18 protein-coding genes and 3 tRNA genes are annotated in these 24655 nt (G+C 61.1%); 10 read left to right on the plus strand and 11 right to left on the minus strand.

Annotated elements, in window-relative coordinates:
* Positions 1–111: 111 nt before the first annotated feature.
* Positions 112–1350 (plus strand): MFS transporter, encoded by a 1239-nt coding sequence (locus tag ACJ8OK_RS17030; RefSeq protein ID WP_015378900.1) that lies wholly within the window; start codon positions 112–114, stop codon positions 1348–1350.
* 609 nt (positions 1351–1959) lie between these two features.
* Here ACJ8OK_RS17030 and syd read toward each other — a convergent pair.
* A complete protein-coding gene (gene syd / locus ACJ8OK_RS17035; protein WP_004931906.1) occupies positions 1960–2508 on the minus strand; it encodes a SecY-interacting protein in 549 nt (182 codons plus the stop codon).
* A gap of 63 nt (positions 2509–2571) precedes the next feature.
* Here syd and queF point away from each other — a divergent pair, with 63 nt between their 5' ends.
* From queF to xni, 3 genes are all read left to right on the plus strand, one after another.
* Positions 2572–3417: an NADPH-dependent 7-cyano-7-deazaguanine reductase QueF gene (gene queF / locus ACJ8OK_RS17040; protein WP_442530738.1), complete on the plus strand. Its 846-nt coding sequence runs from the start codon at positions 2572–2574 to the stop codon at positions 3415–3417.
* A gap of 192 nt (positions 3418–3609) precedes the next feature.
* Positions 3610–4974 carry a nucleotide 5'-monophosphate nucleosidase PpnN gene (gene ppnN / locus ACJ8OK_RS17045; protein WP_019455737.1) on the plus strand — a complete coding sequence of 455 codons (1365 nt, stop codon included), beginning with the start codon at positions 3610–3612 and terminating at the stop codon, positions 4972–4974.
* A 54-nt stretch (positions 4975–5028) separates the two neighbouring features.
* A complete protein-coding gene (gene xni, locus ACJ8OK_RS17050) occupies positions 5029–5787 on the plus strand; it encodes a flap endonuclease Xni (protein ID WP_060560118.1) in 759 nt (252 codons plus the stop codon).
* Positions 5788–5827: 40 nt separating this feature from the next.
* Here the strand turns inward: xni and rlmM are convergent, their stop codons facing one another.
* The 4 genes from rlmM to ACJ8OK_RS17070 all read right to left on the minus strand — a co-directional run bounded on the left by rlmM (position 5828) and on the right by ACJ8OK_RS17070 (position 8898).
* Positions 5828–6931, minus strand: a complete 1104-nt coding sequence (gene rlmM, locus ACJ8OK_RS17055) for a 23S rRNA (cytidine(2498)-2'-O)-methyltransferase RlmM (RefSeq protein WP_004931897.1) — start codon at positions 6929–6931, stop codon at positions 5828–5830.
* The gene (locus ACJ8OK_RS17060) at positions 6924–7319 is read right to left on the minus strand and encodes a DUF423 domain-containing protein (protein ID WP_004931896.1); all 396 of its coding nucleotides are present in this window, start codon (positions 7317–7319) and stop codon (positions 6924–6926) included. Before ACJ8OK_RS17060 ends, rlmM begins: the two co-directional genes overlap by 8 nt.
* Positions 7320–7370: 51 nt before the next feature.
* Positions 7371–8288 carry a transcriptional regulator GcvA gene (locus ACJ8OK_RS17065; protein ID WP_004931894.1) on the minus strand — a complete coding sequence of 306 codons (918 nt, stop codon included), beginning with the start codon at positions 8286–8288 and terminating at the stop codon, positions 7371–7373.
* 385 nt (positions 8289–8673) lie between these two features.
* On the minus strand, positions 8674–8898 hold the full coding sequence (locus tag ACJ8OK_RS17070; protein WP_033632238.1) for a YgdI/YgdR family lipoprotein: 225 nt from the start codon (positions 8896–8898) through the stop codon (positions 8674–8676).
* Positions 8899–9094: 196 nt separating this feature from the next.
* On the opposite strand from ACJ8OK_RS17070, the gene csdA reads away from it, so the two are divergent.
* Both csdA and csdE read left to right on the plus strand, forming a co-directional pair.
* A complete protein-coding gene (gene csdA, locus ACJ8OK_RS17075) occupies positions 9095–10300 on the plus strand; it encodes a cysteine desulfurase CsdA (RefSeq protein ID WP_049278249.1) in 1206 nt (401 codons plus the stop codon).
* Positions 10301–10319: 19 nt separating this feature from the next.
* On the plus strand, positions 10320–10754 hold the full coding sequence (gene csdE, locus ACJ8OK_RS17080) for a cysteine desulfurase sulfur acceptor subunit CsdE (protein ID WP_033632236.1): 435 nt from the start codon (positions 10320–10322) through the stop codon (positions 10752–10754).
* On the opposite strand, the gene tcdA is transcribed toward csdE, so the two are convergent.
* A complete protein-coding gene (gene tcdA, locus ACJ8OK_RS17085; RefSeq protein ID WP_004931886.1) occupies positions 10745–11551 on the minus strand; it encodes a tRNA cyclic N6-threonylcarbamoyladenosine(37) synthase TcdA in 807 nt (268 codons plus the stop codon). The two genes, csdE and tcdA, sit on opposite strands and share 10 nt — an antisense overlap.
* Positions 11552–11635: 84 nt before the next feature.
* Positions 11636–12772 carry a murein transglycosylase A gene (mltA, locus tag ACJ8OK_RS17090; RefSeq protein WP_033632235.1) on the minus strand — a complete coding sequence of 379 codons (1137 nt, stop codon included), beginning with the start codon at positions 12770–12772 and terminating at the stop codon, positions 11636–11638.
* 216 nt (positions 12773–12988) lie between these two features.
* On the opposite strand from mltA, the gene ACJ8OK_RS17095 reads away from it, so the two are divergent.
* The 3 genes from ACJ8OK_RS17095 to ACJ8OK_RS17105 all read left to right on the plus strand — a co-directional run bounded on the left by ACJ8OK_RS17095 (position 12989) and on the right by ACJ8OK_RS17105 (position 13342).
* Positions 12989–13065, plus strand: a tRNA-Met gene (locus ACJ8OK_RS17095).
* Between the two features lie 58 nt (positions 13066–13123).
* Positions 13124–13200 (plus strand) — tRNA-Met (locus tag ACJ8OK_RS17100).
* Positions 13201–13265: 65 nt separating this feature from the next.
* Positions 13266–13342 (plus strand) — tRNA-Met (locus ACJ8OK_RS17105).
* Between the two features lie 90 nt (positions 13343–13432).
* On the opposite strand, the gene amiC is transcribed toward ACJ8OK_RS17105, so the two are convergent.
* Positions 13433–14695 (minus strand): N-acetylmuramoyl-L-alanine amidase AmiC, encoded by a 1263-nt coding sequence (gene amiC / locus ACJ8OK_RS17110; RefSeq protein WP_442530741.1) that lies wholly within the window; start codon positions 14693–14695, stop codon positions 13433–13435.
* Between the two features lie 239 nt (positions 14696–14934).
* Here amiC and argA point away from each other — a divergent pair, with 239 nt between their 5' ends.
* Entirely contained in the window at positions 14935–16260 is a 1326-nt protein-coding gene (gene argA, locus ACJ8OK_RS17115; protein WP_004931881.1) for an amino-acid N-acetyltransferase, read from the plus strand.
* A gap of 37 nt (positions 16261–16297) precedes the next feature.
* Here argA and recD read toward each other — a convergent pair whose 3' ends face one another.
* Genes recD through ptrA form a run of 3 tightly spaced genes read right to left on the minus strand, consistent with a single transcriptional unit; the run spans position 16298 to position 24590 of the window.
* On the minus strand, positions 16298–18148 hold the full coding sequence (gene recD / locus ACJ8OK_RS17120; protein WP_442530742.1) for an exodeoxyribonuclease V subunit alpha: 1851 nt from the start codon (positions 18146–18148) through the stop codon (positions 16298–16300).
* Complete coding sequence (gene recB / locus ACJ8OK_RS17125; RefSeq protein ID WP_442530744.1) at positions 18145–21705, minus strand: exodeoxyribonuclease V subunit beta; 3561 nt, start codon at positions 21703–21705, stop codon at positions 18145–18147. The genes recD and recB overlap by 4 nt, the downstream gene beginning before the upstream one ends.
* Positions 21702–24590: a pitrilysin gene (gene ptrA, locus ACJ8OK_RS17130; RefSeq protein WP_060560465.1), complete on the minus strand. Its 2889-nt coding sequence runs from the start codon at positions 24588–24590 to the stop codon at positions 21702–21704. Before ptrA ends, recB begins: the two co-directional genes overlap by 4 nt.
* Between the last annotated feature and the right edge of the window lie 65 nt (positions 24591–24655).

The raw sequence follows: 24655 nt of genomic DNA on the forward strand, positions 1-24655 counted from the left end.
TTTTATAGCCCAAATTCGGCGCGCCTGAGACAGCTCGCCGTTTTTATCTGGTGACGTTCGCCGTCGCGCGGCACAATAGGCCCACCGAATTCACCACACAGATAAAGATTCATGTCCGTAATAACAGAGAAAAAAAACCACGCGACGCCCGGTAAGGCCATGTTGGCCTCGGTCACCGGTTATGCCATGGACGGGTTTGACCTGCTGATCCTCGGCTTTATGCTGCCGGCCATCAGCATCGAATTGGGATTATCCTCATCGGCCGCCGGTTCGCTGGTCACCTGGACGCTGATCGGCGCGGTGCTGGGCGGCGTGATCTTTGGCCACCTCAGCGATCGCTTCGGCCGCATCCGGGTGCTGACGATCACCATCCTGATGTTTTCCCTGTTCACCGGCCTGTGCGCCGTGGCGCAAGGCTATTGGGATCTGCTGGCCTATCGCACCCTGGCGGGCATCGGGCTGGGTGGCGAGTTCGGCATCGGCATGGCGCTGATCGCCGAGGCCTGGCCGGCGGAGAAACGCAATCGCGCTTCGGCTTACGTCGGCATGGGCTGGCAGTTGGGGGTGCTGGCGGCCGCTTTCCTGACGCCGCTGCTGCTGGAACACATCGGCTGGCGCGGCATGTTCCTGGTCGGCCTGCTGCCGGCGCTGGCGTCATTCCTGATCCGCCGCACGCTGGGCGAACCGGAGGAATTCGTGCGGCAGAAAGACGCCGGGCAGCCGCTTTCCTTCCTGCAGCGTTTGCGCCTGCTGTTTAAGGATCGCGCCACCGGCAAGGCCAGCATCGGCATCTTCATTCTCTGTTCGGTGCAGAACTTCGGTTACTACGGGCTGATGATCTGGATGCCGACTTACCTGGCGAAAAACTTTGGTTTCTCGCTCACCAAGTCCGGCCTGTGGACGGCGGTGACGGTCGTGGGCATGACGTTCGGCATCTGGCTGTTTGGCGTGCTGGCCGACCGCTTCGCCCGCTGGAAGATTTTCGTGCTGTATCAGGTCGGCGCGGTGGTGATGGTGATCGGCTACGCCCAGTTGAGCGACCCGATGCTGATGTTGTTCGCCGGCGCCGTGATGGGCATGTTCGTTAACGGCATGATAGGCGGCTACGGCGCGTTGATTTCCGATACTTACCCGGTACAGGCGCGCGCCACCGCGCAAAACATCCTGTTCAATCTCGGGCGCGGTGTCGGCGGCCTGGGGCCATTGGTGATCGGCGCGCTGGTGACGCAGGTGTCGTTCACCGCCGCTATCAGCCTGCTGGCGGCGATTTACCTGCTGGATATCTACGCCACGCTGTTCCTGCTGCCGAAAAAACAGGGCGCAGGCGATACGCTGGGCGCGATTGGTTAACGCGGAAGAAGGATTGAGACGGGGCGCACGCGCGGCGGGATAGAACAAAAAGTTGGGGGCACTGCGTTAACAGTGCCCCCGGTTCGTTTTATAGCCATCCCGCTACACAGCGTGCTCCCTGCTCAATCCTTGAAAACTTTTCCTGCGGCCATCCTGACCAAGTGGTCCTTGCATCATCCTGCAGCATCGTCCTGACGCGGTTCCTCAGCCTTCCTGACCCGCCGACAATCCGGTGCCGGCTCTCAATCTCCGTCCTGGAGGTGTCCCTGGTTTCTATCCTGAAACATCCTGGGCATCTCCTGACGCCATCCCTCGCTCTTGCCTGAGCGCATCCCTTTCTTCTTCCTGAAGCTGCATCATCCTGATGCTTTCCTGCTCCGCCGGGTCCGTGCCGGTAATGATAAGATCGCTCAAATTTCCCGGAATCACAAGGGTTTGAGAGGTGTCTCACACTAAATTAAGACTAAGAGTTATCCTAAAGAAATTCTAACCAATTGATCTGGATAACAATAATCTCATGGTCCAAAGAGAGGTGAAAAAAATTAAGAGCGATCTCTCACAGCCCGTGTGAGAGATCTCTTACACGACCGACGGCGAATCCGCCGCGCTTCAGTCCAGCACTGGGCGCAGCGCATCGAGGAAATTCCCCAGCGTCGCCGCCAACAAGGTGCGCTTATCGCTGCCGAATTGCTCCAGCACCACGTTGCCGCTGACGTTGCACAGCGACACCATCGTCATCTCGGATTCGGTGGTCGCCAGGAAGAGGGTCGGTGACAATTTGAGGCGCTTTTGCGTCACCAGATGGCCGATCAGGTTCTCCTGCAGGCGGATGAAATCCTCCTCGCTCCAGACCTGCAGCAGGCTCAGGCGATGCTCCCCAAATTGCGCGCTCATGTCGCCCGCATATTGCTGCGTGTAAAAACGGTGCGCATCCGGCTGCAAACGCAGCTCCAGCGCGGCTTCTACCTTCTCCAGCGTCGCCGCCGGCTCGAAAGGCTGCGGCAACCACAGCACCTCGTCCTCGCGATTCTCCACGATGCAGGGCGACGGCACGCCGTACAATGCCTGGCTGGCCGGCGCGTGGCCGCGCGCTTGCTGCCACAACTCGACATAGCGTTGAGTGAATTCACGCAGAGCGTGCGATACATCATGGTCCATATTCTTTCTCGCATACGTTAAACTGACGGCCATTGTACCTATCTCTGAGCGAGGTGACAGCAGATGTCCTCCTATCAAGACCACCAGGCCCTGTCAGGGCTGACGCTGGGCAAACCCACCGCCTACCGCGATCGCTACGACGCCACGTTGCTGCAGGCGGTGCCGCGCAGCATGAACCGCGAGCCGCTGGGGCTGTATCCCGACAACCTGCCCTTCCACGGCGCGGACATCTGGACGCTGTACGAACTCTCCTGGCTGAAAGCCAACGGGCTGCCGCAGGTGGCGGTCGGCGAGATCAGCCTCAACGCCGACAGCCTGAACCTGATCGAATCGAAAAGCTTCAAACTGTATCTCAACAGCTTCAACCAAACCCCGTTCGCCGATTGGGAAACGGTGCGCAGCACCCTGCAGCGCGATCTGTCTGCCTGTGCCCAGGGCGAGGTAAGCGTCACCCTGTTCAGCGTCGAGCAGCTGGAAGGCACGCCGATCGCCCGTCTGGCCGGCGACTGCATCGACCAGCAGGATATCCGCATCGACAATTATGAGTTCAACGCCGACTACCTGCTGAACGCCGCCGGTGAAGAGGTGGTGGAAGAACAATTGGTCAGCCACCTGCTGAAGTCCAACTGCCTGATCACCCATCAACCGGACTGGGGCTCGGTGCAGATAAGCTACCGCGGCGGCAAGCTCGATCGCGAAGCGCTGCTGCGCTACCTGGTCTCCTTCCGCCACCACAACGAATTCCACGAGCAGTGCGTCGAGCGCATCTTCAACGATCTGATGCGCTACTGCCGGCCGCAAAGCCTGACGGTTTACGCCCGCTACACCCGCCGCGGCGGGCTGGACATCAATCCGTGGCGCAGCAACGTCGTATTCGCTCCCGCGCACGGCCGCCTGGCGCGCCAATAAGTGCGAAACATTGCTCAACAACTGAGCTAACGAGCGGTTTATGTTGGTAAAAGCCCAGGGACGGCGGTAAGGTTAAAACGAGGCTGCGGCCGGGCAGAGCGCCCGCTGCGCCGCAGCACGCCAACCATAACGAGATGCTGTTTTGCTGCGTATGGATTACTACCGCCCCGCACCGGGTGCAAAGGAGTTACCTTGATTACACACATCAGCCCGCTTGGCTCTATGGATTTATTGTCGCAGCTGGAAGTAGACATGCTGAAGCGCACCGCCAGCAGCGACCTGTACCGCCTGTTCCGCAACTGTTCGCTGGCCGTGTTGAACTCCGGCAGCCAAACCGACAACAGCAAACAGCTGCTGTCGCGCTATGAAACCTTCGACATCAACGTGCTGCGCCGCGAGCGCGGGGTGAAGCTGGAGCTGGTCAACCCGCCGGAAGAGGCGTTCGTCGACGGCCGCATCATCCGTTCGCTGCAGGCCAACCTGTTCGCCGTGTTGCGCGACATTCTGTTCGTGCACGGCCAAATCGCCAGCGCCGGCCGTTTCCAACACCTGAACCTGGAAAACTCGGCCCACATCACCAACCTGGTGTTCTCGATCCTGCGCAATGCGCGCACGCTGCATCTGGATGAAGATCCCAACATGGTGGTGTGCTGGGGCGGGCACTCGATCAACGAGAACGAATATCTGTACGCGCGCAAGGTCGGCAGCCAGCTGGGCCTGCGCGAGCTCAACATCTGCACCGGCTGCGGGCCGGGCGCCATGGAAGCGCCGATGAAAGGCGCGGCGGTCGGTCACGCGCAACAGCGTTACCGCAACAGCCGCTTTATCGGCATGACCGAGCCTTCGATCATCGCCGCCGAGCCGCCTAACCCGCTAGTGAACGAGCTGGTGATCATGCCGGACATCGAAAAACGCCTGGAAGCCTTCGTGCGCATCGCGCATGGCATCATTATCTTCCCGGGCGGCGTCGGCACCGCCGAAGAGCTGCTGTACCTGTTGGGTATCCTGATGAACCCGGAGAACAGTGAACAGGTGCTGCCGCTGATCCTGACCGGGCCGAAAGAGAGCGCCGACTACTTCCGCGTGCTGGACGAGTTCATCATGAACACGCTGGGCGACGCCGCGCGCCGCCATTACACCATCATCATCGACGATCCGGCGGAAGTGGCGCGGCAGATGAAAAAAGCCATGCCGCTGGTGAAGGAAAACCGCCGCAACACCGGCGACGCCTACAGCTTTAACTGGTCGATCCGCATCGCGCCGGATTTGCAGCTGCCGTTCGAACCGACCCACGAGAACATGGCGAACCTCAACCTGTATCCGAACCAGCCGCCGGAGCAATTGGCCGCCGCGCTGCGCCGCGCCTTCTCCGGCATCGTGGCCGGCAACGTGAAGGAAAACGGCATCCACGCCATTGAGCAGTTCGGCCCGTACAAGCTGCACGGCGAACCGCAAATGATGAAGCAGATGGATAGCCTGCTGCAGGGCTTTGTTGCCCAGCACCGCATGAAGCTGCCGGGCAGCGCCTATGTGCCCTGCTACGAAATCGTCGCCTGACCCTCAATCCCGGGCGGCGTAACGGCCGCCCTGTTTTTTCTGACCTTACCGCCCATGATGATACACCTACTGATTGTCGACGCCCTGAACCTCATCCGCCGCATTCACGCCGTGCAGGGCACCCCTTGCGTCAACGCCTGCCGCCACGCGCTGCAGCAGTTGATCCAGCACAGCCGCCCGACCCACGCGGTGGCGGTATTCGACGAGGACGACCGCAGCGACAGCTGGCGCCACCAAATTCTGCCGGACTACAAGGCCGGGCGCTCGCCGATGCCGGAAAACCTGCAGCAGGAGATGCCGCAGCTGCGCGAAGCCTTCGCCGAGTTGGGCGTCGCCAGCTGGCATTCGCCCGGCAATGAGGCGGACGATCTGGCGGCCACGCTGGCGGCGAAGGTCGCCGGCGGCGGCCACCAGGTGACCATCGTCTCCACCGACAAAGGCTATTGCCAACTGCTGGCGCCGAACGTACAAATTCGCGATTACTTCCAGAAACGCTGGCTGGATATGCCTTTCGTGCAACAGGAGTTTGGCGTGCAGCCGCAGCAGCTGCCGGACTACTGGGGGTTGGCGGGGATCGGCAGCAGCAAGATCCCCGGCGTGGCCGGCATCGGGCCGAAAACCGCCGTGCTGCTGCTGCAGCAGTCGGGCAGTCTGGACGGGCTTTATCAGCACCTGGAGCAGGTGCCGGAAAAATGGCGCGGTAAGCTGGAGCAGCACCGCGAGCTGGCCTACGTCAGCAAACGGGTCGCCACGCTGTGCACCAATCTGTCGCTGGACGGCAACCTGCAGCAGCTGCGCCTGCCGATACAATAAGGGCGCTGCAAGCAGCGCCCTTCATCAAGGCTTCACGCGGTTAATCGCGTTCGTCGCGGCGGCCCGGCACCGCCGACCACATGCGGCGCACGTGTACGGTGATCTCTTCGCGATCGTGATACAGCTGCTTGGCGTGCACTTCAGCGCTGATGCCGGCGGCGCCCAGCGCTTCGCGGATGCTCATCAGGTTTTGCGACACTTCCTCGTAGCGTTTTTTCATCGGCAGCTTGAGGTTAAAGATCGCTTCACGGCACCAGCCTTTCACCAGCCACTGAATCATCAGGCTGGTCACCTTCGCCGGTTTCTCCACCATGTCGCACACCAGCCAGTAGATCTTGCTGCTGTTCGGCTCGAACTTGAAGCCGTCGGCGCGGTGGTGCGTCACCTGGCCGGTTTCCATCAGGCTCGGCGCCATCGGGCCGTTATCCACCGAATGCACCATCATGCTGCGTTTCACCAGCTGATAGGTCCAGCCGCCCGGGCAGGCCCCCAGATCGACCGCGTGCATGCCGCTGGCCAGGCGCTCGTCCCACTCGTCGGCGGGGATGAACACATGGAACGCTTCTTCCAGCTTCAGCGTCGAACGGCTCGGCGCATCGGCCGGGAAACGCAGACGCGGAATACCCATATAGAACGGTGAGTTGTTGTTGCTGTAGGAGTAACCGACGTAGCAGCAGCCCGGCGCGATGAAAAATACATGCACCACCGGGCGAGTCGGGTTCTCGCGCGCCATCAGCACCTTCTGCTCGCGCATCGCGGCGCGCAGCGGCACCGTCAGCTTGCGGCAGAACTTCATCAGCTCTTTGCTTTCGTTGGTGTCCGGCACTTCCACCCGCAGCTCGCCGCCGCGATCGACCACGCCGATCAGCATGCCGACGATCGGCGATACCCGATCTTCCGGCGGCAGATCGCGCAGCAGCTCCCCCACCACGATCATTTGGCGGGCGAAAATCAGTTCGCGGAACGGAATTTCCCGCGCCAGGCGGTCGGCATCGTCCGGCTGATAGCATTCGAACAACACGTAACCGCTGTGCTCTTTTACCCGCGCAAAGCCGTAAATCTCCAGCTGGGCGGCTTTATCGGTGATCTCCGCCGCACACTCTTTTTCGAAGCCGGGGCGGCAGTACAACGCAATCTTATTCATGGCGCTCGGCCTTTTTCCTCAGACGCAAAGCGCCAATCAACATCAATATCCAGCCGATCAAGAAGCACACGCCGCCAACCGGCGTGATATATACCCAGACCTTCAGGTGCGACAGCGCCAGGCAATAGAGGCTGCCGCTGAACAACACGGTGCCGAACGCCAACAGCGCTCCGCTCCAGTAAAACCACAGGCTCACGCGGCGCTGCATCGCGACCGCCAGCGCCAGGATGGCCAGGGTATGGAACCCCTGATATTCCAGCCCGGTGCGGATCCAGGCCATTTCGTTGGCGCCCAGCGTGCCGCTTAACACATGCGCGCCGAATGCGCCCAACGCGACAAACACAAAGCCGCTGATAGCGGCGAAAACCAGCATGGAACGGCTGCTCATCGTGATCTATCCCATTAAAAATCACCGGCCGCGGCAAGGCGGCGGCCGGCCTTATTGTTCGTAGCGGAAGCGGAACTTCTCTTGTTCGCTGGCGGCGCGCGCCAGGATCCACTGCCGGAAGGCGGCTATTTTACCCAGTTCTGCCTGGCTGTCATGACATACCAGATAAAAAGCGTTTTTACTGACCAACACATCGTTGAACGGGCACACCAGGCGACCGGCTTCGATCTCGGTTTGCGCCATCACGTTATTCACCAGCGCCACGCCCTGGCCGTGCACCGCCGCCTGCACCACCATGGCGCTGTGGCTGAAGATCGGCCCCTGCTGCACGTTAATGTGCTGCAACCCCAGCTGGCGCGTATAGGCCAGCCAGTCGCGGCGTGAAACGTCATGCAGCAACGTATGATAAGCCAGATCGTCTGCGGTTTTCAGCGGATGATCGCCGGTCAGCAGGCTCGGCGAACACACCGGCAGCAGATATTCCGCATACAGGCGCTCGGCGCGCAGCCCCGGCCAATTGCCGCGGCCGTAGAAAATCGCCACATCGACGTCGTCCGCCAGCTTGTCTTCTTCGCGGTCCACCGCCTGGATGCGCACATCGATCCCCGGATAAGCTGAGTTAAAGCCGGAAAGGCGCGGCACCAGCCACTGAATGGCGAAGCTCGGCGGCAGACTGACGGTCAATGCCCCCTTGGCGCTGCGCGCCTGCAGCTTGCGCGTCGCCTCGTTGATCGAAGAGAAGATCTCCTTGATATCGAGGTAGTAACTTTGCCCCTCTTCGGTCAGCAGCAGCGAGCGGTTGCGCCGACGAAACAGCTTCAGCCCGAGGAAGTCCTCCAGCGACTTGATCTGGTGGCTCACCGCGGCCTGGGTCACGAACAGCTCTTCCGCCGCCTTGGTGAAACTCAGGTGGCGAGCGGCCGCATCGAACACGCGCAGCGCATTGAGGGGAGGTAAGCGTTTAGACATTAAATTAGCTACTTTTGTGTAACATTAATCCGAATGATTCGGCGCCGAAAATCGGGCGGCTTTGCGTGGCAAGCCATCGGTAAACGCTAACGGCGTATTGCCATTAGTTTTTTTTATCCGAGCCATTATAATTTGTCCGTTGAGGATGCGCCAGCAAATACCTATAGTGGCGGCACTTCCCGGGCCGGAACGAAAAGGGAGTGGGTGTCGAGGACGCCGATGAACTTTTGGCTTGTGGTTGTGATGTTGTGTTTGCAAATTGTCCGGCGATTCCGGACATGGTAGCTAGGCTACTGTTTTTTCACTTCCTGTACATTTACCCTGTCTGTCCATAGTGATTTTATGCAGCACCGCAAAACTTGCGGTGCTTTTTTTTGCCTGACGCTTATTGGTCGCTTTCAACCATCTCTTTCACATCGGCGCGGTTGATCTGTTGCTCGACGCCGTTGGCGTCTTTATAGCTGATCATGCCGGTATCGTTATCCACTTTAGGCTTGCCGTCAGCAACAATGGTGCGTCCGTCATTGGTATGCATCACGTAGTTGCTGGAACAGGCGGCCAGGGTGAACGTAAGCATCAGGGCAGAGATAACTGCGGCTGTTTTCTTCATTGAGGACTCCTTTGTAGTTTTAAATGCTGATAAATACCTTTTATGTGTATAAATGCGATTAATAAGCGCACATTTAATAGCATAACAAACTTTCTCAGTTTTGCCAGGCGATAAGTCCTAATAGGCAGGATCGCTTGTCTCCGGCGGCAAAATAGGACAGGATCACCCATCGACTCAAGCCAGTGACAATCAGGGTATGACGCCTTTTAACCCCAGCCTTTTTCGCCAACAGTTTCCCGCGCTCGCGCAGGACGGTATCTATCTGGACAGCGCCGCCACCGCGTTGAAACCGCAGGCGGTGATCGACGCCACGCAGCAATTTTATCGCGATGACGCCGCTACCGTGCACCGCAGCCAGCATCGGGCGGCGCAGGATCTGACCGCCCGTTTCGAACGAGCGCGCGGCCAGGTGGCCCAGTTGATCAATGCGCCGTCGGCCGACGACATCGTCTGGGCGCGCGGCACCACCGAGGCGATCAACCTGGTGGCGCAGAGCTACCTGCAGCCACGCCTGCAGCCGGGCGATGAAATTCTGGTGAGCGAAGCGGAACACCACGCCAACCTGATCCCCTGGCTGATGGTGGCGGAGCAAACCGGCGCGCGGGTGGTGAAACTGCCGATCGGCGCCGACCGGCTGCCGGACCTGACGCAGCTGCCCGCCCTGCTCAATGACAAAACCCGCCTGTTGGCGCTGGGGCAAATGTCCAACGTCACCGGCGGCTGCCCGGATCTGGCGCCGGCTATCGCGCTGGCTCATGCCGCCGGCGCGCGCGTGATGATCGACGGCGCACAAGGCGTGGTGCACGGCCCGGCCGACGTGCAGCGGCTCGACATCGATTTCTACGCCTTCTCCGGCCACAAATTGTATGGCCCGACCGGCATCGGCGCGCTGTACGGCAAAGCCGAGCTGTTGGCGCAGATGGCGCCGTGGCAAGGCGGCGGCAAGATGCTGATCCAGGCGTCGTTCGACGGCTTTACCCCGCAAAAGCCGCCGCACTGCTTCGAAGCCGGCACGCCGAACATCGCCGGCGTGCTGGGGTTGGCCGCCGCGCTCACCTGGCTCAGTGAACAGGACATGGCGGCGGCAGAACGCTACAGCCGCGAGCTGGCGGACCGGGCAGAACAGCGGTTGGCGCAGCTGCCGGGTTTTCGCAGCTTCCGCAGTTCCGGTTCCAGCCTGCTGGCGTTCGACATCGCCGGCGTACACCACAGCGACATCGTCACGCTGCTGGCGGAGCAAGGCATTGCGCTGCGCGCCGGCCAGCACTGCGCGCAGCCGCTGATGGCGGCGTTAGGCGTCAGCGGCACGCTGCGCGCGTCGTTCGCTCCCTACAATACTCAACAGGACGTCGATACGCTGGTCAGCGCGTTGACTCACGCCCTCGATCTGCTGGCCGACTGACTTGACTCCCGGAGACGCTATGCTCGCCCCCCATCCTTTTGGCCGAGAGGTCACCGCCGACGCGTTGATCGCCACCTTCAGCGCGCTGAAACAGTGGGAAGACCGCTACCGCCAGCTGATTATGCTCGCAAAACGGCTGCCGCCGCTGCCGGAAGCCTTGCGCAGTGAAGAAATGGCATTGAGCGGTTGTGAAAACCGCGTCTGGCTGGGGCACCAGTTGCTGGAAGACGGCACGCTGCATTTCTATGGCGACAGCGAAGGCCGCATCGTGCGCGGCCTGCTGGCGGTGCTGCTGACCGAAGTGGAAGGGAAAACGCCGCAGCAGATCGCCGCATTGGATCCGCTGGCGTTGTTCGACCGCCTGGCATTGCGCGCGCAGCTGAGCGCCACCCGCGCCAGCGGCCTGGCGGCGTTGGCCGCCGCCGTAAAGGCGATCGCCGCCCGTTACGCCTGACGCGCCGCCTTCGCCACCATCTTTTTCAGCGCGTGCGACACGGCGACGAAGCCGAAGGTGGCGGTAACCATGGTCGCCGCGCCGAAACCTGCGCTGCAATCCATTCTTTTCGGCCCTTCCGCCGTGCTGCGCGAAGCGCATACCGAGCCGTCCGGCTGCGGATAAACCAGCGGCTCGCTGGAGAAGACACAGTCGATGCCCAGCTTGCCCTTGCCGTTTTTCACCACGTTGAAATCGTGCTTCAGCCGCTCGCGCAGTTTGGCGGCCAGCGGATCCTGAATGGTCTTCGCCAGATCGGCCACTTCGATTTTAGTCGGGTCTATTTGCCCGCCGGCGCCGCCGGTAGTCACCACCGGGATCTTGAAACGGCGGCAGTAGGACAGCAGCGCCGCCTTCGGCCGCACGCTGTCGATCGCGTCGATGACATAGCTGAAGTTATGGTCCAGCAGCTCGGCGACGTTGTCCGGAGTGATGAAATCATCGATGCAGGTTACCCGGCATTCCGGGTTAATCGCCAGGATACGCTCCGCCATCACCTCGGTTTTGGATTGCCCGACATGCTGACGCAATGCGTGGATTTGACGATTGGTATTGGTGACGCAGACATCATCCATGTCGATCAGGGTGATGGCGCCGATGCCGGTGCGCGCCAGCGCCTCAGCCGCCCAGGAACCCACGCCGCCGATGCCGATCACGCAGACGTGTGCCTGCGCGAACACCGCCAGCGCCTGCTGGCCGTACAACCGCGCCGTGCCGCCGAAACGCTGCAGATAGGCTTCCGAATAAGCTGTGCTCATAACGCTTTAATTACCTTCGTAATGCAAATGATAAGGGCCGGAAAATCCGGCCCTTGCGGGTCACTCTTTTCACGCCGTATGCGTTTAGCGGGTGGCCAGCAACGAACCGCCGCCGTTTGACTTATTGGCGCTGAACAGCTGGCCGCCGCCATTGTTCTTCAGCACCCAGACGCGGCCGTAGTGGTTGTAGTACCCCGCCGAGTGGCCGGCTTCCGGCCCGATGCCCTGGTACATGTCAAAATGCTGGCCCTTGATGGCGCCGCCCACGTCGAGCGCGACCATCAGACGCATCTCGTATTTTCCCGTGAATTTACCCTTGTTGTCCAGCAGCGGCACTTCGGCCAGCAGCGTGGTGCCCGCCGGGATCAGCGAACGGTCGGAAGCCACCGAGGCTTTGGCGATCAGCGGCACCGCACTGGCGCCTTTCACCGGCGCAAAAGCTTCCGGGCGGAAGAACACGAACGACGGGTTCTGCTCCAGCAGCTCACGCACCTCTGCGGCGCTGTGGGTATCCGCCCACTGACGGATCGCCTGCATCGACATGTCAGCCTTGGCCACTTCGCCGCGATCGATCAGCACCTTGCCGATGCTGCGATAGGCGTGGCCGTTCTTGCCGCCGTAGCCGAAGAACACCAGCGGCTGGCCGTTGCCGTAGTCGACATAACCGCTGCCCTGGACTTCCATCATGAAGTTGTCCATCAGCGAGTTGGTGTAAGCGATGATATAGCGATCGTCGAGCGCGCCGGAGTAGATGCCCGCGCGATCCGGCAAGCGGCCCCTGCCCTTCGGCGGCATGCGGTACAGCGGATAGCGGAACTCGCCCTGTTGGGTATAGCGCGCCTGCACCACCGGCGTATAGTAGCCGGTAAACTGCACGTTGCCGTAATTGTCGACGCCTTCCATCTGGTAAGCGCTGAGGCCGTACTGGCTCAGCATGCGCGTGTCGGCGCCGGACGCCATCCAGCTTTGCACCGCCTGATAGGTGCTGTTGTTGCGGTTAAACAGCGAAGGCGACGCGTACTTGATCTCCATCAGCTGATCCGAGTAATCCTTGGCGTTGACCGGCGAACCTTTGGCGTTGGGCTGATTGACCAGCTCCAGCGATTGATCCAGACGGCCGTCCTTATATTGCTGACCCCGATCGGTCGGCTTGGACGAACAGCCCGCCAACACCGCCACCATCAACCCGCCCAGCAGGTATTTGCCCCAACGTCCTTTCATCGCGCACACTCTCAAACTGATATGATCTACCGGCTGAACGATAACAAACGCTCATTGATAAAGGAATCGCTGCAAATAAAAAAAGCCGCACGGAGGATGGTGATGAAAAAGAAGGCAAATTGCGGGCAAATTCAGCAGAAAAACGGGTTTAGGGCAATAAAATGCAAAAAGGGTTTGCAACAAAACGCATGGAGAGTATAGTGCGCATCCATCGGACGCGGGGTGGAGCAGCCTGGTAGCTCGTCGGGCTCATAACCCGAAGGTCGTCGGTTCAAATCCGGCCCCCGCAACCAACCGATGCCGCATTGGCGGTATTTTTCGTTTGGTTTCGATAACAAAGTATTACACGGACGCGGGGTGGAGCAGCCTGGTAGCTCGTCGGGCTCATAACCCGAAGGTCGTCGGTTCAAATCCGGCCCCCGCAACCAACCGAATGTCGTACCAGCGGCATAACATGAACGGTGGTTTCGTCGTAATACCGCATCAAGACGGACGCGGGGTGGAGCAGCCTGGTAGCTCGTCGGGCTCATAACCCGAAGGTCGTCGGTTCAAATCCGGCCCCCGCAACCAACTCTTGATGACAACAGATAAGCACCCTGACGGGTGTTTTTTTGTATCTGCAATCCGCGAAAATAGCCGGACTCGCGCCCGGCCCTGCCGTTATCGACTCGCCAGCGCGCCGCCGTTGGCGAAATAAGCCTTGATGCCCGCCAGAATCGACTCCGCCACCTGCTGCTGGAAGTGGCTGGTGCGCAGCTTGCGCTCCTCTTCGATGTTGCTGATAAACGCCGTTTCCACCAGGATCGACGGGATATCCGGCGCCTTCAACACCGCAAAACCGGCCTGATCGACGCGATTCTTGTGCAACCGGTTGATTTTGCCCATCCGGTTCAACACTTCCTTGCCGAATTTCAGGCTGTCGTTGATGGTCGCGGTCTGGATCAGATCGAACATGGTGTGGTCGAGATAGCGGTCGCCACTCTTGCTGACGCCGCCGATTTGGTCCGAGGCATTCTGCGTCTGCGCCAGGAACTTGGCCGCCGAGCTGGTGGCGCCTTTGGTGGACAATGCGAACACCGATGACCCGCGCGCGGCGCGGCTGGTGAAGGCGTCGGCGTGAATCGAAACGAACAGATCGGCACGCTGCTTGCGCGCCTTGGCGACGCGCACCTTAAGCGGAATAAACACGTCTTCGTTGCGCGTCATGAACACTTTCATGTTCGGCTCGCGCTTGATCATGGCGCTCAGCTTGCGGGCAATCTGCAGCACGATGTCTTTCTCGCGCGTCTTGTACTTGCCGATCGCACCGGGATCTTCGCCGCCGTGGCCGGGATCCAGCATGATGACGATCGGCCGATCGCGCCCCGCTTTGCCGGCCTGCGGCGCTTCCGGCGGCAGCGTGCGCTCCAGATCGCCCTTGTTGTAATCTTCCAGTAACGCCAGTAGCGGATCATATTCCTCGCCGCCGCTGCCGCCGCTGCCGCCCTTGGTCGGATAGAGATCCATCACCAGACGGTTGCGATACTCCGGCACCGGCGCCAGCGTGAAAATATGCGGGCTGACGCTTTGTTTGAGCTCCAGCACCAGCCGCACGGTATTCTGATCGAACTGGCCGACGCGCGCCTGCTTGAGATAAGGATCGTCGGCGCGCACCTGCCCGGCGATGCCTTTCAGCACGCTGTTGAGATGAACGCCTTCGATATCCACCACCACGCGATCGGGATTGGTCAGGGCGAACTGCTTGTATTTCAGCTCGACGTTGGATTCCAGCGTGACGCGGGTATAGGTGGAGGATGGCCAGACGCGCACGGCGATCACGTGCGATGATGCGGCGAAGCCCGTACGACTCACACTCAGCAACCAGCTGGCGGCAACGCCCTGTAATAAACGACGGCGGCCCAGATTGTGATTAGCGTTTGGCATGCGGCTCCGGCAGTAATAGCTGTTTACAACAGATGAAAAAAACACCAATGAAATGGGGATGCCGAAAACTTTAACCAATCATTCCAGCCCTGTCATCAGAAAATCTTTTTATGGTTTTTCAATTTATTAACGATTTAGCGCCCTTAGCGCACGCTTCATGACGATTTCCCACTTGCCATTGGCGCAATAAAAGAATAAAAATACAAAAATATCGTATAAATATGCAAAGAGGTTTGGCCGTGAAGGAACGTAGTACAGAGCTGGTGCAAGGATTCCGTCACTCAGTCCCCTATATCAACGCCCACCGCGGCAAGACGTTCGTCATCATGCTCGGCGGGGAAGCCATCGAACACGAGAATTTCTCCAACATCGTCAACGATATCGGGTTGCTGCATAGCCTGGGTATTCGCCTGGTGGTGGTTTACGGCGCGCGGCCGCAGATCGACGCCAATCTGGCTCAGCATAACTATGAGCCGATCTACCACAAACACACCCGCGTGACCGACGCCCATACGCTGGAGCTGGTCAAGCAGGCCGCCGGCCTGCTGCAGCTCGACATCACCGCTCGGCTGTCGATGAGCCTCAACAACACGCCACTGCAGGGCGCGCATATCAACGTGGTCAGCGGCAACTTCATCATCGCGCAGCCGCTGGGCGTCGATGACGGCATCGACTACTGCCACAGCGGCCGCATTCGCCGCATCGATGAAGAAGCGATCCACCGTCAGCTCGACAGCAACGCCATCGTGTTGATTGGCCCGGTCGCGGTTTCGGTCACCGGCGAGAGCTTCAACCTGACCTCGGAAGAAGTGGCCACCCAGTTGGCGATTAAGCTGAAGGCGGAAAAAATGATCGGTTTCTGCTCCTCACAGGGCGTGACCGACGCGGAAGGCAACATCCTTTCCGAGCTGTTCCCCAACGACGCGCAAAAGCGCCTTGAAGAGCTGGAGGAAGGCGGTGACTACCATTCCGGCACCGTGCGCTTCCTGCGCGGCGCGGTGAAAGGCTGCCGCAGCGGCGTACGCCGCAGCCACCTGATCAGCTACCAGGAAGACGGCGCGCTGGTACAGGAGTTGTTCTCGCGCGACGGCATCGGCACCCAAATCGTGATGGAGAGCGCCGAACAGGTGCGCCGGGCGACGATCAACGACATCGGCGGCATCCTGGAGCTGATCCGGCCGCTCGAGCAGCAGGGTATTCTGGTGCGCCGTTCGCGTGAACAGCTGGAGATGGAGATCGACAAATTCACCATTATCGAACGCGACAACCTGACCATCGCCTGCGCGGCACTGTACCCGTTCCTGGAGGAAAAAATCGGTGAAATGGCCTGCGTGGCGGTGCATCCCGACTACCGCAGCTCTTCGCGCGGCGAAATGCTGCTGCAGCGGGTGGAAAACCAGGCGCGGCAGATGGGATTAAAGAAGCTGTTCGTACTGACCACCCGCAGCATCCACTGGTTCCAGGAGCGCGGATTCACCCCGGCAGAAGTCGACGTGCTGCCGATGCAAAAGCAGGCGCTGTACAACTACCAGCGCCGTTCCAAAATCCTGTTGGCCGATCTGTAATCTCCGCGGCGCGGCCCTTGCCGCGCCCCTTCAACGCTTATTCCGTTGCCTGCAGCCGTTCAGCCAATCCGCTGCGGCGCTGGGTCGGCATACGAATGGCCCGCAGCAGCACCGCCTCCGTGGCATACAGCGAGAGCTGCTTACGCGCGCGAGTGATCGCGGTATAGACCAATTCGCGCGTCAGCACCGGCAGGAAGTGATTCGGCAACACCAGCACCGTATGGTCAAACTCCGATCCCTGAGATTTGTGCACCGTCATGGCATAGGCGGTTTCATGCGCCGGCAAACGGCTCGGCTGCACCGACTTGATGCTTCCATCAGGCAGCTGGAAATGCACGCGCAGCTCGCCGCGCTCATCCGGCAGCGTAATGCCGATATCCCCATTGAATAACCCCAGCGCGCTGTCGTTGCGGCCGATCATCACCGGCCGCCCCCGATACCAGCGGCCGAGCACGCCCGGTTTGCGGTCGATCAGGCCGGCGCGCTGCAACCCTATCTCAATACGTTCATTCAGGCCGGCAACGCCAAACGGCCCTTCACGCAGCGCGCACAGCACCTGGAAGCGGCCAAAGGCCGCCAGCACCGCCGCCGCATCCGCGCCTTCGGCAGTCAGCCGCAGATAGTCGCGATAGCCCGCCACGCACGCGTCCAGCAGCGCCTGATACTCTTCGCTCGTCGCCAGCGCATAGCCCGCGACATCGCCGAAACTGCCGCTTAAGGCTGCCAGCGCGCGCTCCCCAGCACCGGCGTTGACCGCCAACGCCAATTGACCGATGCCGGATCGAGCGTCAAAACGGTAGCTCTTGCGCAGCAAACACAGGCTGTCGCGCACCGCCGCTTCCGCGTCGGCCTGCCGCCCTGCGAGCGAACAGCCGGTCAGGCGGCTCAGCTCTGCGGCACGCGCATCGCTGTATCCCTGCTCGGCAAAACGGCAAATGTCCCCCAGCACCGCGCCGGCCTCCACCGAGGCCAGCTGATCGCGATCGCCAAGGAAAATCACCCGCGCCCGATCGGGCAGCGCGGCAATCAGGCGCGCCATCATCGGCAGATCGACCATCGAGGCCTCATCCACCACCAGCACATCCAAATGCAGCCGGTTGCCGCGGTGATAGCGCATGCGTTGACTGTTCGGCTGCGCCCCCAACAGGCGGTGTAACGTCGCCGCCTCCGTCGGGAACAGCGCTTGCTGCGCCGGGGTCAACGCCAGCTGACGGCTGGCGCTGCCAAGCGACTCCGTCAGACGCGCCGCCGCCTTGCCAGTCGGCGCCGCCAGCTGAATGCGCAAGCACGCACTTTCATCCAACTGCACCAGCGCCGCCAACAGCTTGGCGACGGTGGTGGTTTTACCGGTGCCCGGCCCGCCGGAAATGACAGCAATGCGCCGCGTGGCGGCTACCGCGGCGGCGATCTTCTGCCAATCGGGTTCGTCGCTCGCCGAACCGAACAAGCGGTCGAGAATAGTGCGCAGTTCAGCCTCCGGCACCGCCAGCGACTCGCCTTCGCCGCCGATAAACGCCGCCACTTCACCTTCGTTTTGCCACATGCGCTGCAGATACAGGCGCGGCCCGCGCAGCACCAGCGGCGTAGCGCTACTGCCGTCCCCGACCGCCGCGCTGGCCGCCAGGCGCTGCTGCCAACGCTCGCTATCCGGTCGCCCGGCCGCCTCCCACAGCGCCAGCGCCAGCGCCGGTTGGCGCCCTTCAAACAGCGTATCCGCCTGCAGCTGCTCCAGCATCAGACAGACGTGACCGGCCCCCGCCTCTGCGCTCAGGCAGGCGGCGGCCAGCAAAATATCGGGCTCGTCTTCGTTCGCCACCACGCGGGCGAACTGCACGTCCAGCGGGCGCAACACGCCAAGCGCCACCGCCTGCTCCAGCAGTGCGATCATGATCCATCCTCCGTCGCAGCAGCCTCGCCGCTGAACAAGCGATCCATCCCCGCCACCAGCTCAAACTCGGGAAGACAGGTGAAAATGCCGTTGCCCGGGTGCGCCGCATCCACGCCGCGCAGGAACAGATAAATCACCCCGCCGAAATGGCGCCGGTAATCGTAATCCGGCAACCGATGGCGCAAGTAACGATGCAACGCCAGCGTATACAGCTGGTATTGCAGATCATAACGATGCTCCGCCATCGCCTGCTCCATCGCCGGCCGGGTATAGGCGCTGCTGTCTTCCCCCAACCAGTTGGACTTGTAGTCCAGCAGGTAGTATTTGCCTTGCCAGCAGAACACCAGGTCGATAAAGCCTTTCAGCATGCCCTGCACCTGATGGAAATCCAGCGCCGGACAGCGGGCGGAAAGCGGATCGTAACGCTTCACCAGGGCATCGAGCTCCTTCGCCTGCAACAGCCGGTTGATCGGCAAATAGAACTGCAGCTCGGCCTGCTTGTGCTGCGGCGTTAGCGCCGCCAGCGTCACGCCGCTGTCGGTGAGCGGCGTGTTGAGCAATACCTGCATCCACGCCAGCAAAATCGGCTGCCAGTGTTCGGCAAATCCTTGCTGTTGCAGCTGTGCCAGCAACCACTGTTCATCCAACGGCTGGGTGAAGTCCAGCGTTTCGAACAGACTGTGCAGGAAGGTGCCGGGCGTTGCGCCGCGCGGGAAGGTATGCGGTGTGAGCGCTGGCTCACTCTCCTCACTCCGCTCCCCCGCAGCGTCGACATCCAGACGCGGCAGCAGATCCTGCATCAGGCTCGCGCCGTGCTGTTGCAAACCGGTATAGCTGGTCACCCGCCAAAAATCCTGGATCCGCCGGGTAAAGCTTTTCGCCGCCAGCGCTTCGGCCAGTGCCGCCTGAGGGTTCCAGGGTACTTCGTCCGGCGGTTCAACCAGCGACAGCGCGATCCCCCCGCCCGCCAATTGCTGCAGCCGCTCCTGCAGGTACACGGCGTCGCCGGCCTGCCCGCCCTGCACCAGATAACCCAATGCGCTGCGGTGCAGATCGGTATCGCCCTGTTTCTTGCGCGTGCCCTGGAACAGCGGCGCGATGCCGATGCTGCAGTGGTACACCGAGCGGGTCAGCGCCACGTACAGCAGACGCAGATCTTCCGCCAAGCGCTCCTCCTCCGCCCAGGCCTGGCTCTCTTCATTGGCGTCGAGATCCAGCAACGCCTGGAAACTGTGGCGATCGTGATACAGCGCCTGTTGCTGCTGGCGGAAGTTGCCGACGAACGGCAGCCACACCAGATCGAACTCCAGCCCCTTGGACTTGTGAATCGTGATCACCTGCACCAGATGCCGGTCGCTCTCCAGCCGCAGCTGCTGATTATCGGACTGGCGATTGGGCTGGGCGATCTGCTGCGCCAGCCAGCGCACCAGCGCATGCTCGCTGTCGAGCTGTGCCGCCGCCTCTTGCAACAGCTCCCCCAGATGCAGCACGTCGGTCAAGCGACGCTCGCCGCCGGCGCTGGCCAACAGGTTCTCCGCCAGCTGACGCGCTTTCATCAGCTCGCTCAGCATCGGCAACACGCCGCGGCGCAGCCAGAGCGTGCGGTAATTGTCGAACTCGTTAACCAGCGCGTCCCAGGCGCGCTCATCGCGGCTCAGGCCGTCCAGCGTCGGCGCGTCCAGCCCCATCAGCCCGGTGGCCATGGCGCTGCGCAGCGTACGCTCCTGCTCCGGCGCCAACACCGCCTGCAGCAACCACAGCAGGTCTTTGGCCTCCGGGGTGTCAAACACGCTGTCGCGGTTGGACAGGTAGACCGACGGGATAGACAGCGCGCTCAACGCATCGCGCACCAACGCCGCCTCATTGCGGCTGCGCACCAGTACCGTGATATCGGAGGCTTGTACCGGCCGTGACTCCTTGCCGTTCTGCAGCAGTGCCAGGCCCTGCTGCCCGGCGCTGAGCCAGTCGCGAATTTGCGTGGCGCACAGGCGCGCCATCAGCTGTTGGTAATCACTTACACCCGCGCCTTCCCCCTGCTGCAGCCAGAACTGCATCGCCGGCTGCGGCTTGCCGTGCAATTCAAACGCCAGCCCTTGGTTCTTTTCCGCCGCGTTAACCTCAATAAAGGGGATTTGGCCGAACAGGAAAGGCTTTTCTACCTGAGAAAACAGGTGATTGACGCTGGCGACCATCGACGGCGACGAGCGCCAGTTAGTCTCCAGCGTATAGTGGGCGCTCACCTCTGAACGCGCGCGCATGTAGGTAAAGATGTCGGCGCCGCGGAAGGCGTAAATCGCCTGCTTGGGATCGCCGATCAACAGCAGGCCGCAATCGGGCCGGCCGACGTAAAGTTTTTGGAAAATACGGTATTGCTGCGGATCGGTATCCTGGAATTCATCGATCATCGCCACCGGATAGCGCTGGCGGATCGCCAGCGCCAACTGTTCGCCGCCGCCGCTTTGCAGGGCGCCGTCCAGCCGGCTGAGCAGGTCGTCAAACCCCAGCTCGGCGCGCTGGCGCTTTTCCTGCTGAATAGAGGTGCGGATCTCGCTGAGCGCGCGCGCCATGATCAGATCGCGCAGCGTCAAGGGTTCATCGAACAGTTCGTCTATCACCGTGAACAGCGCATGACGCGGCGGCTCGCCTTTCTTGGTCTTCTCCAGCAGCACCGACTGGCGAAATTTATCCAGTTCCTTCGGCAGCTGGTAGTCCTGAGTCTCCTGCCCGCTCCATTCGCCGACCTTGTTCAGCCAGTTCGGCAGGTGTTTACTGCTGTAGCTGCGCTTATCGACGCCGGACTGGGCGATCAACGCCTCCAGATCGCCCGCCGCCGCCCGCCATTGCGCCTTGATGGCGTCGATGCGCGCGACGATCTGCTCGTGGCGCATCAGGACGGTTTCTTCGTCCTTCGGCGGCCGACGCAGCGCCGGCGCTTCGCCGTGCAGGTAACCGGAAAGATCGGCCAGCAACGCTTCCGGGCCGCTCCACTCCTGGCTGACCGCACGCGCCACGCCCAGCGGCAACGGATAGCAGTGGCGACGCCAGAAATCGGCACAGGCCTGCCGTCGCAGCGGCAGCTCGTCCTGCACCAGCGTTTGTTCAAACAACATGCCGGACTCGAAGGCATTGTGCGTCAGCATCCGTTGGCAAAAGCCGTGAATGGTGTAGATCGCCGCTTCGTCCATTTGCCGCTCCGCCGCCAGCAGCTGCGAGGCGGCGTCGCTCAAATCGTCAATTTCTTCCATCAGCGCGATAAACAGCGGATTTTTGCATTCCGCGTCTTTACCACGCACGCAGGCAATGCGCAGCCCGTGGATATTGTCGCGGATGCGCCCGCGCAGCTCCTCGGTGGCGGCCTCGGTAAAGGTCACCACCAGGATTTCTTCGACCGTCAGCGGGCGGGGAAACGCCGCGTCACCGCCCAACCCCAGCAGCAAGCGCAGATACAGCGCGCCGATGGTAAAAGTTTTGCCGGTACCCGCCGACGCTTCTATCAGGCGTTCGCCGAACAGCGGCAGCGACAGCGGCTCCAGCCTCTGCGGGGCAATTTCCGTCATGGTGTTGCCACTTTACGCGGCAAAATCTGCTGCAATGCCGACGCGTTCGGATAGGTGACCCAATCCTTAGGCGCCGCGTAATCCGCCTTGTCTTGCCCGCTGCCGCTAACCTGCGACAGCACCGCCAGCCCCTGTGGCTGGATCACCGCCTGGTGGAAATAATCCGCCAGTTTGGCCGGCGTCAGCTGTTGCACCTGTGCGATCAGTTTCTGACGAGTATCGAAGGCGAAGTTGCCGCGATCGAAATCGTTGGCGAACCGGCTGGCCTCTTCGCTCAGGGTTTGCGGCCGCTGTTTCAGCTCATTGATGAGCGCCTGTTTGTACTGTTCAAAGTCCGCCTCGCTCATGTCCCGTAGGCGTTTCTCGGTTTTCGGGTAGAAATCCTGATAGCGCTGGTACAGGTAGGCCGGCTGTTTGCTGTTGCTCTGCAACAGGAAGCCCACGCCCCACTGGCGCCCCACCGACATCGGGAAGGCGAAGACCGCGTACCCCAATTGCTCCTGCGTGCGCAGCTGGCTGTAAAACCACGGCTGAATAATCTGCCCCAGCAGCGAACTGTAGGCCATGCCGGTCACTTCGTCGTAGCCGGTCGGCACATAAACCGCCGCCAGCGCCGAGTCAGTGCTGCTGCCCACCTGTTGCAGGTTGGCCAGATGATTCTTGTCCACCACCACGTCTTCGCCGTGCCACCATTCGCTACCGATACAGCCCAGACGATGTTTCAGCGTCGACGCCAACGTGTCGACCTGCTGCTTGCTCATGTTGCCCACTACCAGCAGCTCCGGCGTGGCCTCGGCCAGCAGGCTGTCGCGATAGGCCAGCACGTCTTTCAGCGTTAACGTCTTCAGCACCTCGCGGCGCTCGCTGCGTTCGGAATACGGCACGCGGGAAACCATCTGCACCGGCTGAATGGCCAGCTCAAACGCCTTGCCCTTCTCGGCGGCGTCCAGCTGCTCCAGATACCAGGATTTGGCTTGCGCCAACTGATCTTCCGTCGGCGTGAAGCTGGAATACCCCTCGATCAGCGCCGTCAGCAACTGCGGCAAACGCTGGGTGAAACCGTTGGCGTTAAACATCAGACCGTTGTTCGGCGAGGTCGAGAAGCTCAACCCGCCGACCGACGCCTGATAGCTCAACTGATCCAACGCGAGGCCGGCCAGATAATCCGTCAGCGAGAACAGCACCTGATTGCGCGCGGAATCCATGGTTTTGGCGTTGCGGAAAGCGACGGTGACGTCGGCCTTCGGCTCGTCGGCGAAGTAACGACTCGGCATGTACAACACGCGCAGGCCGGGTTTATCCACCACCATTTCCGGTTTTTTGAACTCGTGCGATGGCTTGGTCAGGGTAAAGTCATCCGGGATGTACGGGTTGAGCGCCGGCAGCGACAGGGAAATGCCGCTCTCCAACTGCTGCCACTGCGTAAAGCGCTGCGGCGTGATTTTGTCGACCTGGTAAGGCGCGTTGACGAAATAGGCCGTCTTGTTGTGCGGTTCATCCGGGCTGACGAACCAGATGCGCGCGTTTTGCGGCGTCATGGCGTCCAGGCGTTCGGCGATCGCCTTAGGATCATAACGGTCGGCCAGATAAGGCGCGTCCAGCGCATGCTCAACCGGCACGCGCAGCATGGTGTCCACCAGCCATTCGATATAGTCCATGTCGCGCGTGATCGAGGGATAACGGAAGTCCAGGTTCAGAACATGCGAGATTTCATCGAAATAGCTCTGCTTGATGCCCTCGCTGCGCAGCATTTTCAGGTAGTTGAAAATGGCGGCGACGACCTCATCGCGCTGGGCCAGGCCTTTGTCAGTGAGTGAAACGCTGATGGCGAAGACGCCGCCGTTGCGATCAACCATCGGATCGGCGCCGGCATTGATGGCGTCCGCCAACCCCTGCTTCTGCAGCCAGTCAGACAGGGTGTTTTTGCTGCGGTTGCCGATCAGGTAGCTGATGTAGGTATCGGTTTTGCTGCGAAACGCGGCGCTGTTGTTATCGATGCGGAACTCGACCTTCAGCTGCTTGCGCGGCTGCGCCGGCACATAGTGAATGATGATGCCCTGCTGTTCCGGCGTGACGGCCGGCACGGTGATCGGCGGCACGCTAGCGTCATGATTCGGCACGCGGCCAAAGGTTTTCGCCGCAATGTCGGCCAACTGCGGCAGCGACTGATTACCGTACAAAACGCCCATCATCAGATTGGCGGAATAGTAACGCTTATAGAAGCCGGTCAGTTCATCGTGCAACTTGCTGTCCGGCTTGTCTTTCAACGTATCGAGATTGCCGCCGGAGAAGCGCGCGCTCGGGTGCGCCGGGTTAAGGGTTTCCGCGCCGACCTGCGCCATGCGCATGCCGTCGCGCGAACGCGCCATCGTCAACTCGGCGTTCACCGCGTTGCGCTCGCGATCGGCATTGCCCGGATCCAGCAGCGGCTCGGCAATGGCGTCGGCCATGCGGTCGACCGCCGGCTCCAGCGCGTCATTTTCCACTTCCAGATAGAAGGCGGTGCGATAAGAGGCCGTGCTGGCGTTGTGGCTGCCGCCGTGCTTTTTCAGGAATTCGGACAGGTTTTCCGGCTCTGGATAGCGTTTGGAGCCCATCAGCACCATATGTTCCAGATAGTGTGCCAATCCCAGTTGGCTGTTCGGATCTTCGAGCGATCCAACCGGCAATGCCAGCGCCGCCAGCGATTTCGGCGCCTGGGCATCGGACACCAGCAACACCGTCATGCCATTAGCCAACTTGATCGCTTCATACTGACGCGGATCGTGTTCGCTCTTGTTGATCTTCTCCGTCAGCGGTTGCCATCCTTGCGCGGCCCAACTCAACGGTGCCCAACACATAGCCAATAGTACCAGCCCGGTGATACGGGCCAACTGTCTGCGCATATCCAAAATAAACCCCTATTCTGACGTCGCTACGCCCACTCCCTGACGTTGGCGACGTGCATCAA

Source organism: Serratia sp. CY71090 (assembly GCF_052166845.1).
GTDB lineage: Bacteria > Pseudomonadota > Gammaproteobacteria > Enterobacterales > Enterobacteriaceae > Serratia > Serratia nematodiphila.

Coding starts and splice junctions, on each gene's coding strand:
- recD (WP_442530742.1), bottom strand. CDS start 18,148: ATGATCGCACTGCTGGAGCAGGCGGTGGCGCTTGGCGTGTTGCGCCCG.
- syd (WP_004931906.1), bottom strand. CDS start 2,508: ATGGACCATGATGTATCGCACGCTCTGCGTGAATTCACTCAACGCTAT.
- amiC (WP_442530741.1), bottom strand. CDS start 14,695: ATGCCAAACGCTAATCACAATCTGGGCCGCCGTCGTTTATTACAGGGC.
- ptrA (WP_060560465.1), bottom strand. CDS start 24,590: ATGCGCAGACAGTTGGCCCGTATCACCGGGCTGGTACTATTGGCTATG.
- xni (WP_060560118.1), top strand. CDS start 5,029: ATGATGATACACCTACTGATTGTCGACGCCCTGAACCTCATCCGCCGC.
- tcdA (WP_004931886.1), bottom strand. CDS start 11,551: ATGAGCACAGCTTATTCGGAAGCCTATCTGCAGCGTTTCGGCGGCACG.
- ACJ8OK_RS17030 (WP_015378900.1), top strand. CDS start 112: ATGTCCGTAATAACAGAGAAAAAAAACCACGCGACGCCCGGTAAGGCC.
- rlmM (WP_004931897.1), bottom strand. CDS start 6,931: ATGAATAAGATTGCGTTGTACTGCCGCCCCGGCTTCGAAAAAGAGTGT.
- recB (WP_442530744.1), bottom strand. CDS start 21,705: ATGACGGAAATTGCCCCGCAGAGGCTGGAGCCGCTGTCGCTGCCGCTG.
- queF (WP_442530738.1), top strand. CDS start 2,572: ATGTCCTCCTATCAAGACCACCAGGCCCTGTCAGGGCTGACGCTGGGC.
- mltA (WP_033632235.1), bottom strand. CDS start 12,772: ATGAAAGGACGTTGGGGCAAATACCTGCTGGGCGGGTTGATGGTGGCG.
- csdA (WP_049278249.1), top strand. CDS start 9,095: ATGACGCCTTTTAACCCCAGCCTTTTTCGCCAACAGTTTCCCGCGCTC.
- ACJ8OK_RS17070 (WP_033632238.1), bottom strand. CDS start 8,898: ATGAAGAAAACAGCCGCAGTTATCTCTGCCCTGATGCTTACGTTCACC.
- ACJ8OK_RS17065 (WP_004931894.1), bottom strand. CDS start 8,288: ATGTCTAAACGCTTACCTCCCCTCAATGCGCTGCGCGTGTTCGATGCG.
- csdE (WP_033632236.1), top strand. CDS start 10,320: ATGCTCGCCCCCCATCCTTTTGGCCGAGAGGTCACCGCCGACGCGTTG.
- ACJ8OK_RS17060 (WP_004931896.1), bottom strand. CDS start 7,319: ATGAGCAGCCGTTCCATGCTGGTTTTCGCCGCTATCAGCGGCTTTGTG.